Below are 12689 nucleotides of genomic sequence, written 5' to 3'. Positions count from 1 at the left end.
CGGCGCGCGTCCCGGTCCCGTAGGTTGCCGTGCGCGAGCACGACGAAATGAGTCCGCGGATTGTGCCGTGTCCGGCCTCTCATTACGCGGTGAAGGTTTCCTCTAAGCGATCGACGCGATTGCTGACGTTTTCGATTCGATCGAGCGCGGCGCGGGTCGGCAGCCCTTCCGAGTCGCCGATCACCTGGATCGCGAGCGCGCCGATCCGGTTGCCGCGCGCCACGGCCTGCTCGATCGTCTTCCCTTCCAGCAGCGCGCTGACCACGCCGACCGCGAAGCCGTCGCCGGCACCGACCGTGTCGACGACGTTCTGCACGCGCTCGCCCGTCACGGTTCCGTCACGGCCGTCGGCCATCCGGTAGTACGCGCCTTCGGCACCGAGCTTGATCACGACGCCACGCGCGCCCTGCGCAAGATAGAAACCCGCGATGTCGGCCGGCGTGTCGTGCCCGGTCAGTTGCCGCCCTTCGGCGATGCCCGGCAGCATCCAGTCGGCCAGCGACGCGAGCGCGTTCAGCGTCTTCGCCATCACGTCGGCGGACGGCCACAGCGTCGGGCGCAGGTTCGGGTCGAACGAGATCGTCTTGCCGGCCGCGCGCATTTCGCGCGCCAGCCTGAACGCGAGCTCGCACGACGTCGCGGAGATCGCCGGCGCGACACCCGTCAGGTGAAGGTGGCGTGCGCCGAGCACGTAGTCGGCTACATAGTCGTCGCACGACAGGTGGCTCGCGGCCGAGCCCTTGCGGAAATACTCGACGGTCGGGTCGCAGCCGTCGTCGTTGCGCGACTTGAGCTGGAAGCCGGTCGGGTAACGCGGGTCGACGGTCACGCACGACGCGTCGATGCCTTCGCGCGCCAGCGTGTCGAGCACGTAGCCGCCGAACGAGTCGCGGCCGACGCGGCTCATCCAGCCGACCCGGAAACCGAGCCGCGACAGGCCGATCGCGACGTTCAGGTCGGCGCCCGCGATCCGCTTCGCGAATTGCGCCGCGTGCGCGAGATGGCCGGGCTCGGTCGCGACGAACATCGCCATCGCTTCGCCGTAGGTCACGACATCGAGTGCTGCTTTCATGAATGAACTCTCCAGGATCCTGCCGCCGTCACGCAGTAGCGAGCCACGCGACGCGCCGGCACGCATCGCCCGCCAGGTCGGCCGCGTCGAACGGAAACTCGATGCCGCGCGGCGCCTGCTGCGGCAGCGCCGCGAGCACACCGGTCACGAGCGGGTCGTTCGGTGCGGGCGCGGCGGCGAAACGGCGCGCGCCCTCGCCCTCGACGGCCTTGCAATGAATGTATTCCACATGCGGCGCAAGCACTTGTGCGCAATCAAGCGGCGCTTCGCCCGGCCACTGCCAGTTGCCGATGTCGAAGGTCATCCCGAGCGCGTCGGGCATGCCGGCCGCGGCCAGCGCCTCGAACAGCCCGCGGAACTGCGCGAGCGCGCCGCCAACCGGAAGCTGGCCGTTCTCGACCACCACGCGGGCCCGCGCGCTGCGCGACAGCGCGATGATGTTGGCCGCGTGCGCGTCGCCGGCGAAACCGCCGAGCTGGAATTTCACGAAGCGCGCGCCGAGCGCGTCGGCTTCCGCGAGGGTGCTGCGCAACGCGTGCGCATCGAGCGCGCCCGTTTCCGTGTACAGGTTGGCCGGCGTCGAATAGACCGACCACAAACCGTGGCTGGCCAGTTGCGCACCGAGCGCGGCCAGCGCGCCGGGTGCCGCTTCGTCTTCCGACGCGAACAGTTCACGCCGCACCTCGAAACCGGTCGCACCGGATGCCGCCGCGGTGGCGATGAATGCGCTGTGGCCCTCCTGACGCACGCGGTCCATCCCGAATGCGCTCGCCACGATCACGATGTCTGTCATGTTGCCCTTTTCACCGGATTGGAACCGGTTCCATTTGCTTGAGACGGATGGTGCGCTTCACGTCGGACCCACACCATAGAGGAAATCCCTAAGACGGAATACGACGCGAACGCGCACCCGACGGCTCGCATCGCGCGTGCCCGGGCCGGGTTCGGCCGCTCAGGCGATGTCGTGCGCGAGGCTCATCTCGAGGAATTGGGCGGCGACCCGCGACGGCGCGCCGCCGTGTGGCACGAGGATGGAGAAGTGACGCGTAAGCGGCGCGGGCGCGAGCGAGCGCAGGACGAGCGCGGCATCGTCGTGACGCAGCGACATCGCGGACACGAACCCGACCCCCATCCCGGCGCGCACGGCTTCCTTCACGGCCTCGACGCCCGCGATCTCGAACGCGACGCGCATCGGCGCCGCGCCGTGCGCGAACGCGCGCTCGACGAGTTGCCGCACGGCGGAGCCCGCCTCGCGCAACACGAGCGGATGGGCGGCAAGCGCATCAAGCGTGACCCCCGGCGCGTATTCGGGAGCGGCCAGCGGATGCCCGGTCGGCACGATCGCCACGATCTCGTCCTCGCGCCACGCATGCACCGCGGTGCCCGGCGGCAGCGCCTCGCCGGGCGGACCTTCGATCATCGCGATATCGAGCGACGGCAGCGCCGCGACCACGTCGGCCGTGTTGCCGCTCATCGTGTGGATCGCCACGCGCGGCGCGCGCGGCTGGAACGCCGCGATCAGGTACGGCAGCAGGTAGCTCGCGGGTGTCGTGCTCGCACCGATGCGCAGCGTGCCGGCCTCGAGGCCGCGCACCGCGTCGCGAAACGCGCGCGCCTGCGCGAAGGTATCGCGCTGCGCCTTCGCGTACTGCGCGAGCTGTTCGCCGACCGGGGTCAGGCGAATGCCGCGGCCTTCGCGCTGGTACAGCGGCTCGCCGAACTCGTCCTGCAGCAGCCGCAACTGGCCCGACACGGCCGGCTGCGACAGATGCAGCGCCACGGCGGCGTGGCTGATGTTCAGGTGTTCGGCGACGGCGGCGAACGTTATCAGTTGATCCGGGGTCATGGGGATAAATTATCGGATTTCCGGATAGCTTACGTCACAAATCACAATTTTTCATATCGATATAACGAAATTAGGATTACACCATCGCAACACGCTCCATCACGGTGCTTCCATGTCCACTGCCCCGACTCCCCATCTCAGCCCCGCCGCGCCGTCGATGCGCGGCCAGTTGAACGGCGTGCTGTTCGTCGCGCTGTTCGCCGCCGCCGTCACGAGCCTGTCCCAGCTCCCCGCGATCGCGGGGCTCGGCCTTTCGCCGCTGATCGTCGGCATCGTCGCAGGCGCCTTGTACGGCAACGCGCTGCGCGACGGCATGCCGGCCAGTTGGGCGGCCGGCGTCAACTTCTCCGCGCGCAAGCTGCTGCGCATCGCGGTCGCGTTCTTCGGGTTGCGCGTGAGCCTGCAGGAAATCGCGCAGGTCGGCCTGCCGGGCCTGACGGTGTCGGTGCTGGTCGTCGTCAGCACGCTCGTGATCGGCACCTGGGCCGGCATGAAGATCATGAAGCTCGACCGCGACTCCGCACTGCTGACCGCCGCCGGCAGCGCGATCTGCGGCGCGGCCGCGGTGCTCGCATTCGAGTCGACGCTGCAGTCGAAGCCGCACCAGAGCGCGATGGCCGTGGGCAGCGTCGTGCTGTTCGGCACGCTGTCGATGTTCCTGTACCCGATCGCGTATCACGCCGGGCTGCTGAACCTCGATCCGGCCGGCCTCGGCCTGTTCTTCGGCGGCACGATCCACGAGGTCGCGCAGGTGGTCGGCGCGGCGAGCGACATCAGCCCGCAGGTCGCGCACATCGCAACGATCGTCAAGATGACCCGCGTGATGCTGCTGGTCCCGGTGCTGCTGGTGCTCGGCTGGTGGCTCGCCCGCTCGGCACGCGCCACCGCCGGCGGCGCGCAAGGCAAGCGCAAGGTGGCCGTGCCCTGGTTCGCACTCGGTTTCCTCGGCTTCGTGATCGTCAATTCGCTGAACGTGCTGCCCACCGACGTCACCCACACGCTGAACGTGCTCGACACCTTCGCGCTGACGATGGCGATGACCGCGCTCGGCATCGAAACCCGCGTCGCGCAGATCCGCGCAGCCGGCCCCCGTGCGCTGATGACCGGCCTGATCCTGTACGTGTGGCTGATCGCCGGCGGCTACGGGATCACCTGGGCCGTGCAGCACTGGCTTGGCTGAGTTGCCCGCCCGTGACACTTCGCGCGCCGCGCCCGACGGGATGGTCCCGCGGGCGCGGCGCAGTGCTATGCTTCGCGTCGTTTTCCATCGCCCTCGTTCAGCCGTGCTCTCGTTCCTGCTGAAGCTGCGCACTCGCGCGCAAACGCTGTTCCGCCTGTCGGACGCCCATACGATGCTGATCTGGTCGGCCATCGTCGGCGTCGGCGGCGCCTTTGCCACGATGGCGTTCCGCGAAGGCATCGACCTGATGCAGCACCTGATCTCCGGGCAAAGCGGCAGCTTCGTGCAGATGGCCAAGCGCCTGCCGTGGTACGTGCGGTTCTGGATGCCGGCCGCGGGCGGCTTCCTCGCCGGCTGCGTGCTGCTGCTCGCAACCCGCGGCGACAAGAAAGCCGGCAAGACCGACTACATGGAATCGGTCGCGCTCGGCAACGGCATCGTGCCGGTCCGCCAGAGCCTGTGGCGCAGCGTGTCGTCGCTGCTGACGATCGGCAGCGGCGGCTCGATCGGCCGCGAAGGCCCGATGGTGCAGCTCGCGGCGCTCGCCGCATCGCTCGTCGGCCGCTTCGCGCACTTCGACCCGCCACGGCTGCGCCTGCTGGTCGCCTGCGGGGCCGCGGCCGGCATCACGTCCGCGTACAACGCGCCGATCGCCGGCGCCTTCTTCGTGTCGGAGATCGTGCTCGGCGGCATCGCCATGGAAAGTCTCGGGCCGATGATCGTCGCGTCGGTCGTCGCGAACATCGTGATGCGCGAATTCGTCGGCTACCGGCCGCCGTACGAGATGCCGGTGTTTCCGGCCGTCACCGGCCCCGAAGTGCTGCTGTTCGTCGTGCTCGGCGCGCTGTGCGGCGTGCTCGCGCCGCAGTTCCTGCACCTGCTCGATGCATCGAAGAACCAGTTCAAGCGGCTGCCCGTGCCGCTGCCCGTGCGGCTCGCGCTCGGCGGCCTCGTCGTCGGCGTGATCTCGGTATGGGTGCCGGACGTGTGGGGCAACGGCTACAGCGTCGTGAACCTCATCCTCCATTCGCCGTGGACCTGGCAGGCACTCGTCGCGGTGCTCGTGTTCAAGGTGATCGCGACCTCCGCCACCGTCGGCTCCGGCGCGATCGGCGGGGTGTTCACGCCGACGCTGTTCGTCGGCGCGGTGTTCGGCTCGCTGTTCGGACTCGCGATGCAAGCCGTGTGGCCCGGCCATACGTCGGCGTACTTCGCGTACGCGATCGTCGGGATGGGTGCGTTCCTGACGGGCGCCACGCAGGCGCCGCTGATGGCGATCCTGATGATCTTCGAGATGACGCTGAGCTACCAGGTCGTGCTGCCGCTGCTGGTGTCCTGCGTATTCGCGTACTTCGTTGCGCGCGCGACCGGCACGACGTCGATGTACGAGATCACGCTGCACCACCACCAGGATGCCGAGGAACGCAGCCGGATCCGCACGACGCAGATGCGCGCGCTGATCCAGCCCGCGCAGACGGTCGTGCCGCTCACGGCGAGCGTCGCCGACATGACGCGCGTGTTTCTCGAATATCCGGTGAAGTACCTGTACGTGACCGACGACGCCGGGCGCTTTCGCGGCGCGGTCGCGCTGAAGGACATCACGTCCGACCTGCTCGACAAGCGCGACACGACCGACAAGACGGCCGCGCATTACGCGCACACGCCGTTTCCGCTGCTCACGCCCGACATGCCGCTCGCCACCGCGCTCGAGCGCTTCATGGCGTTCCAGGGCGAACGCCTGCCGGTGATCGAAAGCGAAGCCGAGCCGACGCTCGCGGGGGTCGTCTACAAGACGTCGCTGCTCGATGCGTACCGGCGGATGACCGGCGAGCGCTGACCGGGCGATTCGCCACCGGCAGCGCGAGCGCGCATCAACACGGCCAAGGCCCGCTCAGTCCGGCGCGCGCCCGAGCACCACGCGTGCGAAGAATCCCGCCAGCACCGACTCGGCCACCTCGGCCGACACGTGCTGCGGATCGGCCGTGTAGTACGACTGCACGCCATCGCACAGGCACATCAGCCCGAACGCAAGCGTCTCCGCCGGCAGCAGCAGCGGCGTGCCCGCGCGCTCCGAGAAGCTCCGGATGAACTCGGCCATCTGCAGGCGCTTGCCATGCAGGAACTGGTTGAAGCGCACGCGGAACTTCGCGTCGCGCGCGGCCTGCAGCTTCGCCTCGCCCCACAGCAGCGAATATTCATCGTCCTGAAACAGCGTCCGGTAATACGCGAGCGACATCGACTCCATCTGCTCGCGCGTTCCGCCCCCGTCGAAGATCGCCTGGAAGTCGGCCTGCACCTCAGCGTGATCGCGCTCCAGCAACTCCAGCAACAGGTCGGACTTGCTGCTGAAATTCGAATAGAACGCCCCGCGCGTAAAACCGGCCGCCGCCGCGATGTCCTCGACACTCGCGGCCACATAGCCTTTCTTCATAAAAATCCGGTGCGCGGCATTCAGCAGACGTTCGCGCGTCTGGTCCCTGCTCTGCTCGCGAGTTAAGCGCTGTGGTTTCATGGCGCGCAGTCTAGCACCCTTTACCTTTCGGATTCATCTTTGCATTCAGATACAGGTGTGTATTAGAATTCGCCACAGTTTCTGAAAGATGGTGTCCGCACGCCCGTGCCGGCGCCGCTCGGGGCAAGCGTCCGCCGCGCTTGCCGGCTTCGTTCCGCTCTCGCTCTCACCTCATCTGGGGGTTTCGTGAATCGCTCCGGTTCCCGCGCCGCGCTGCTGATCGGCGCCGCGCTCGTCCTCACCGCCTGTCATCCGAAAGAATCCGCGCCGCCCGCCCCGCGCCCCGTCGTCGCCTTGCCCGCCCATGCCGACGACGCCGCAGTCGCCCGCACGCTCCCCGGCGAAATCCAGCCGCGCTACGCCACCCCGCTGTCGTTCCGCATCGCCGGCAAGATCATCGAGCGCAAGGTGCGCCTCGGCGATACGGTCAAGGTCGGCCAGGTCGTCGCGCTGCTCGATCCGTCCGACGTCGAGAAGAACGCCGCGAGCGCGCAGGCGCAACTCGATGCCGCGACGCACAGCCTCGCGTTCGCGAAGCAGCAGCTCGATCGCGATCGCGCGCAGGCACGTGAAAACCTGATCGCGACCGCGCAGCTCGAGCAGACGGAAAACAGCTACACGTCGGCGCTCGCGCAGCGCGACCAGGCGCAGCAGCAGCTCGCACTCGCGAAGAACCAGCTCCGCTACGCGACGCTCGTCGCCGATCATGCCGGCTACATCACGGCCGAGCAGGCCGACACCGGCCAGAACGTGTCGGCCGGCCAGGCCGTCTACCAGCTCGCGTGGTCGGGCGACGTCGACGTCGTCAGCGACGTGCCTGAAGCCGCGCTTGCGTCGCTCACGCCGGGCCACACTGCCACCGTCACGCTGCCGTCGCTGCCGGGCCGCCAGTTCGCCGCGAAGGTGCGCGAAGTGGCACCCGCCGCCGATCCGCAGAGCCGCACCTATCGCGTGAAGCTCACGCTCGCCGCGCCCGATCCGGCGATCCGCCTCGGGATGACGGCCAGCGTCGCGTTCGACGGCGCACCGGCTACCGGCGACGCGCCGTCGATCACGCTGCCCGCGACCGCGCTGTTCCACGACGGCCAGCAACCGGCCGTGTGGGTCGTGCGCGCGAAGGACGACACGCTCGAGTTGCGCCGCGTCGACGTCGCGCGCTTCAACGAGCGCACGGTGACGGTGTCGCACGGGCTGCAACCCGGCGAGCGCGTGGTGCTGCAGGGCGTGCACACGGTCAGCGCGGGCGAGAAGGTACGCGCGATCGCGCCGCTGCATCCGGAGGACTTCGCATCGTGAGCGTTTCCTACGAAGAAGGCCGCTTCAACCTGTCGGCGTGGGCGCTGCGCCACCAGGCGCTGGTCGTCTACCTGATCGCGCTCGCGACGCTCGCGGGCATCCTTGCGTACACGCGCCTCGCGCAATCCGAAGACCCGCCGTTCACGTTCCGCGTGATGGTGATCCGCACGTTCTGGCCGGGCGCGACCGCACGGCAGGTGCAGGAACAGGTCACCGACCGGATCGGCCGCAAGCTGCAGGAAACGCCGGCCATCGACTTCCTGCGCAGCTATTCGCGCCCCGGCGAATCGCTGATCTTCTTCACGATGAAGGATTCGGCGCCCGTGAAGGACGTGCCCGACACCTGGTATCAGATCCGCAAGAAAGTCGGCGACATCGGCTATACGCTGCCGCCCGGCGTGCAGGGCCCGTTCTTCAACGACGAATTCGGCGACGTCTACACCAACATCTGGACGCTCGAAGGCGACGGCTTCACGCCCGCGCAGCTCCACGATTACGCGGACCAGCTACGCACCGTGCTGCTGCGTGTGCCGGGTGTCGGCAAGGTCGACTATTTCGGCGACCCCGACCAGCGGATCTTCATCGAGGTGAACAACGCGCAGCTCACGCGCCTCGGCATCTCGCCGCAGCAGCTCGGGCAGGCGATCAACGCGCAAAACGACATCTCGTCGGCAGGCACGCTGACGACCGCCGACGATCGCGTGTTCGTGCGGCCGAGCGGCCAGTTCGACAACGTCAACGCGATTGCCGACACGCTGATCCGCATCAACGGCCGCACGTTCCGGCTCGGCGATCTCGCGACGGTGAAGCGCGGCTACGACGATCCGGCCGTCACGCAGATGCGTTCGAACGGCAAGGCAGTCCTCGGCATCGGCGTCACGATGCAGCCGGGCGGCGACGTGATCCGGCTCGGCAAGGCGCTCGACGCCGAATCGAAGGACCTGCAGGCGCAACTGCCGGCCGGCCTCAAGCTGACGCTGGTATCGAGCATGCCGCACGCGGTCGAGCATTCGGTCGACGACTTCCTCGAAGCGGTGGCGGAAGCCGTCGCGATCGTGCTGGTCGTGAGCCTCGTGTCGCTCGGCCTGCGCACCGGGATGGTGGTCGTGATCTCGATCCCCGTCGTGCTCGCGGTCACCGCCCTCTTCATGTACCTGTTCGACATCGGGCTGCACAAGGTGTCGCTCGGCACGCTCGTGCTCGCGCTCGGGCTGCTCGTCGACGACGCGATCATCGCGGTCGAGATGATGGCCGTGAAGCTCGAACAGGGCTACACGCGCGCACGCGCCGCCGCGTTCGCCTATACGAGCACCGCATTCCCGATGCTGACGGGCACGCTCGTCACCGTGTCGGGCTTCCTGCCGATCGCGCTCGCCAAATCGAGCACCGGCGAATACACGCGCTCGATCTTCGAGGTGTCGGCGATCGCGCTGATCGCGTCGTGGTTCGCGGCGGTCGTGCTGATCCCGCTGCTCGGCTTCCACTTGCTGCCCGAGCGCAAGCGGCAGGCGCACGAGGCGCACCTGCCCGACGATCATGAACACGACATCTACGACACGCGTTTCTACCGGCGGCTGCGCGGCTGGATCGACTGGTGCATCGAGCGGCGCTTCGTCGTGCTGCTGATCACCGGCGCGCTGTTCGTCGTCGCGCTGATGGGTTTCTCGCTGGTGCCGCAGCAGTTCTTCCCGAGCTCCGACCGCCCCGAGCTGCTCGTCGATCTGCGGCTGCCCGAAGGCGCGTCGTTCGCGGCGACGCTGCGCGAAACCGAACGCCTCGAGAAAGTGATCGACAAGCGCCCCGAGATCGATCATTCGGTGAACTTCGTCGGCAGCGGCGCACCGCGCTTCTACCTGCCGCTCGACCAGCAGCTTCAGTTGCCGAACTTCGCGCAGTTCGTGATCACCGCGAAATCGGTCGAGGATCGCGAAAAGCTCGCGACCTGGCTCGAAACGACGCTGCGCGAGCAGTTCCCGGCCGTGCGCTCGCGGCTGTCGCGGCTCGAGAACGGCCCGCCGGTCGGCTACCCGGTGCAGTTCCGCGTGAGCGGCGACAGCATCGCGACGGTTCGCTCGATCGCCGAGAAGGTCGCGGCGACGATGCGCGGCGACGCGCGCACGGTCAACGTGCAGTTCGACTGGGACGAGCCGGCCGAGCGCTCGGTGCGCTTCGAGATCGACCAGAAGAAGGCGCGCGAACTGAACGTCACGTCGCAGGACGTGTCGAGCTTCCTCGCGATGACGTTGTCCGGCACGACCGTCACGCAGTACCGCGAGCGCGACAAGCTGATCGCGGTCGACCTGCGCGCGCCGCGGGCCGACCGTGTCGACCCCGCGAAGCTGGCGGGCCTCGCGCTGCCGACCCCGAACGGCCCGGTGCCGCTCGGCTCGCTCGGCCGCTTCAAGCCGACGCTCGAATACGGCGTCGTGTGGGAACGCGACCGTCAGCCGACCATCACCGTGCAGTCGGACGTGCGCGCCGGCGCGCAGGGGATCGACGTCACGCACGCGGTCGACGCGAAGCTGAACGCATTGCGCGCGCAGCTGCCCGTCGGCTATCAGATCAACATCGGCGGCTCGGTCGAGGAAAGCGCGAAGGCGCAGAAGTCGATCAATGCGCAGATGCCGCTGATGGCGATTGCCGTGTTCACGCTGCTGATGATCCAGCTGCAGAGTTTCTCGCGCGTGCTGATGGTCGTGCTGACCGCGCCGCTCGGGCTGATCGGCGTGGTCGCCACGCTGCTGCTGTTCGGCCAGCCGTTCGGTTTCGTCGCGATGCTCGGCGTGATCGCGATGTTCGGGATCATCATGCGCAACTCGGTGATCCTCGTCGACCAGATCGAGCAGGACATCGCGGTCGGCCACCGGCGCATCGACGCGATCATCGGCGCGACCGTGCGACGCTTCCGCCCGATCACGCTGACGGCCGCGGCCGCCGTGCTCGCGCTGATCCCGCTGCTGCGCTCGAACTTCTTCGGGCCGATGGCGACCGCGCTGATGGGCGGCATCACGAGCGCGACCGTGCTGACGCTGTTCTACCTGCCCGCGCTGTATGCGACGTGGTTCCGCGTGAAGCGCGACGAACGCGACCCGCAGGACGGCCCGCCGCCGGGCGGCACGCCTGCCGCGCCGTCGGGAGCCCGACCATGGATCGATCGATGAACCTGAAAACCAAAACCGTGCGGGCACTCGCCGTGGCGAGCCTCGCCGGCCCGCTCGCGGGCTGCTCGTGGTTCGCGCCGAGCGGCGAGCCGCCCGCGATGCCGTCGCCCGCGCACTACGGCACCACGCCGCAAGTCCAGCAGACCGTGTCCGCGCAAGGCGTCGCGCAGCAGTTCGAGGTCGGCGCGCAACCGGTGCCCGACTGGTGGAAACAGTACCGCTCCGATGCGCTGGCCGCGCTCGTCGACGAAGGGCTGCGCAACAGCCCGACGTTGAGCGCGGCGTCGCACTCGCTGGATGCCGCGCGCGAACAGTTGCGCGGGCAGATCGGCAGCTCGATGCTGCCGTCGATCGACGCGGGCGGCCAGGCCACGCGCCAGCGTGCGCTCGGCGTGCCGATTCCCGCGCTCGGTGCGCCAACGCTGCTGTACGACACGTTCGTCGGGCAGCTGCAGGCGAGCTACACGATCGACCTGTTCGGCGCGTCGCGTTTCGCGAACCGCGCGCTGGCACGACGCGTCGACGTCAGCGCGTTCCAGCTCGAATCCGCGCGGCGCGCGCTGGCCGCGAACATCGTCACCGCGTCGATCACGGTATCGGTGCTGAATGCGCAGATCAACACGACCGAGCGGCTCGTCGCGCTCGCCAACGACCAGGCGCACGATGCCGAACGCCGCTACGCACTCGGTTCCGCATCTCGCAGCGACGCGCTGAACGCGCGGCAAAGCGCCGACACGTTCGCGGCGAGCCTGCCCGCGCTGCGCCAGCAACGCGACTCGGCGCGCCACGCGCTCGCGGTGCTGGTCGGCCGCACGCCCGACCGGCCGCCGGCCGACCTCACGCTCGCCGATCTGCACCTGCCCGAACAGGTGCCCGTCGTCGTGCCGTCGGACCTGCTGCAAAGCCGCCCGGACATCCAGGCGGCCGACGCGGGGCTGAAGGCGGCCGCGGCCGAAGTGGGCCTCGCGACTGCGCAGATGTTCCCGCAGCTGTCGCTGTCGGCCGCGATGGGCAAAGGCGGCTTCAGCTGGCCGACGATGCTGTCGGGCGCCGGTTCGATCTGGAACATCGGCGCGTCGCTGAGCCAGCCGATCTTCCACGGCGGCGCGCTGCTCGCGCAGCGCCGCGCGGCGAAGGCGACCTACGAGGCCGCCGTCGACCAGTACAAGCAGGCCGTGCTCGGCGCGTTCCAGAACGTCGCCGATGCGCTCGCGGCGCTCGAGCACGATGCCGAGGCGCTCGACGCATCGTCCCGTGCCGCGCTGTCCGCGCGCGGCGCATACGACGATGCGGCAGCCCGTGTGCGACTCGGCGCATTGCCGCCATCGGCCGCGCGCGCCAGCGAGCTGCAGTATCGCAACGCGCGGCTCGACGAGATCCGCGCGACCGGCGCGCGGTTCGCGGATACCGCACGGCTTTACCAGGCGATGGGCACGCCGCCGGTCGACAAGGCCGGCCCGTCCGGCAAGACCGACAAGGCGGCCGACAACGCAACCGGCCAGCAAGCGCGCGCCGCCACGGCCGACACTCCGCCTGCGCCGCCTGCACCGCCTGCGCCGCAATAAGCCGGCCCTGCCATCGGGTGCGCGCGGAATCCCCCGCGCACCCGATTCCCGATCTTC

Annotated in this window: 9 protein-coding genes; 5 read left to right on the top strand and 4 right to left on the bottom strand. The window is 68.9% G+C overall.

The genetic code is table 11. The features are described from left to right. Nucleotides 1-82: 82 nt before the first annotated feature. The 3 genes from LGN19_RS11800 to LGN19_RS11790 all read right to left on the bottom strand — a co-directional run bounded on the left by LGN19_RS11800 (nucleotide 83) and on the right by LGN19_RS11790 (nucleotide 2918). Nucleotides 83-1072, bottom strand: coding sequence for a sugar kinase (locus LGN19_RS11800; RefSeq protein WP_226214785.1), 990 nt, complete (start codon nucleotides 1070-1072; stop codon nucleotides 83-85). Nucleotides 1073-1100: 28 nt separating this feature from the next. Beyond that, on the bottom strand, nucleotides 1101-1865 hold the full coding sequence (locus tag LGN19_RS11795; protein WP_226214783.1) for a sugar phosphate isomerase/epimerase: 765 nt from the start codon (nucleotides 1863-1865) through the stop codon (nucleotides 1101-1103). A 159-nt stretch (nucleotides 1866-2024) separates the two neighbouring features. Continuing rightward, complete coding sequence (locus tag LGN19_RS11790; protein ID WP_226214781.1) at nucleotides 2025-2918, bottom strand: LysR family transcriptional regulator; 894 nt, start codon at nucleotides 2916-2918, stop codon at nucleotides 2025-2027. A 112-nt stretch (nucleotides 2919-3030) separates the two neighbouring features. On the opposite strand from LGN19_RS11790, the gene LGN19_RS11785 reads away from it, so the two are divergent. Then, on the top strand, nucleotides 3031-4098 hold the full coding sequence (locus LGN19_RS11785) for a YeiH family protein (RefSeq protein WP_011352183.1): 1068 nt from the start codon (nucleotides 3031-3033) through the stop codon (nucleotides 4096-4098). Nucleotides 4099-4201: 103 nt separating this feature from the next. Further along, nucleotides 4202-5935 (top strand): ClcB-like voltage-gated chloride channel protein, encoded by a 1734-nt coding sequence (locus LGN19_RS11780; RefSeq protein ID WP_208459332.1) that lies wholly within the window; start codon nucleotides 4202-4204, stop codon nucleotides 5933-5935. A 54-nt stretch (nucleotides 5936-5989) separates the two neighbouring features. Here the strand turns inward: LGN19_RS11780 and LGN19_RS11775 are convergent, their stop codons facing one another. Beyond that, nucleotides 5990-6610 (bottom strand): TetR/AcrR family transcriptional regulator, encoded by a 621-nt coding sequence (locus tag LGN19_RS11775; protein ID WP_122945485.1) that lies wholly within the window; start codon nucleotides 6608-6610, stop codon nucleotides 5990-5992. A 186-nt stretch (nucleotides 6611-6796) separates the two neighbouring features. On the opposite strand from LGN19_RS11775, the gene LGN19_RS11770 reads away from it, so the two are divergent. The 3 genes from LGN19_RS11770 to LGN19_RS11760 are packed head-to-tail and all read left to right on the top strand — an operon-like array spanning nucleotide 6797 to nucleotide 12632. Next, nucleotides 6797-7906, top strand: a complete 1110-nt coding sequence (locus LGN19_RS11770) for an efflux RND transporter periplasmic adaptor subunit (protein WP_226214779.1) — start codon at nucleotides 6797-6799, stop codon at nucleotides 7904-7906. Continuing rightward, nucleotides 7903-11067 carry an efflux RND transporter permease subunit gene (locus tag LGN19_RS11765; protein ID WP_226214777.1) on the top strand — a complete coding sequence of 1055 codons (3165 nt, stop codon included), beginning with the start codon at nucleotides 7903-7905 and terminating at the stop codon, nucleotides 11065-11067. Before LGN19_RS11770 ends, LGN19_RS11765 begins: the two co-directional genes overlap by 4 nt. Next, the gene (locus tag LGN19_RS11760; RefSeq protein WP_226214775.1) at nucleotides 11052-12632 is read left to right on the top strand and encodes an efflux transporter outer membrane subunit; all 1581 of its coding nucleotides are present in this window, start codon (nucleotides 11052-11054) and stop codon (nucleotides 12630-12632) included. Before LGN19_RS11765 ends, LGN19_RS11760 begins: the two co-directional genes overlap by 16 nt. Nucleotides 12633-12689 lie beyond the last annotated feature (57 nt).

Origin of the sequence: Burkholderia sp. AU30198 (genome assembly GCF_020419825.1) — a bacterium.
Classification (GTDB): domain Bacteria; phylum Pseudomonadota; class Gammaproteobacteria; order Burkholderiales; family Burkholderiaceae; genus Burkholderia.
This window is presented reverse-complemented; position numbering and strand designations above follow the sequence as displayed.

Coding starts and splice junctions, on each gene's coding strand:
- LGN19_RS11790 (WP_226214781.1), bottom strand. CDS start 2,918: ATGACCCCGGATCAACTGATAACGTTCGCCGCCGTCGCCGAACACCTG.
- LGN19_RS11775 (WP_122945485.1), bottom strand. CDS start 6,610: ATGAAACCACAGCGCTTAACTCGCGAGCAGAGCAGGGACCAGACGCGC.
- LGN19_RS11800 (WP_226214785.1), bottom strand. CDS start 1,072: ATGAAAGCAGCACTCGATGTCGTGACCTACGGCGAAGCGATGGCGATG.
- LGN19_RS11760 (WP_226214775.1), top strand. CDS start 11,052: ATGGATCGATCGATGAACCTGAAAACCAAAACCGTGCGGGCACTCGCC.
- LGN19_RS11795 (WP_226214783.1), bottom strand. CDS start 1,865: ATGACAGACATCGTGATCGTGGCGAGCGCATTCGGGATGGACCGCGTG.
- LGN19_RS11785 (WP_011352183.1), top strand. CDS start 3,031: ATGTCCACTGCCCCGACTCCCCATCTCAGCCCCGCCGCGCCGTCGATG.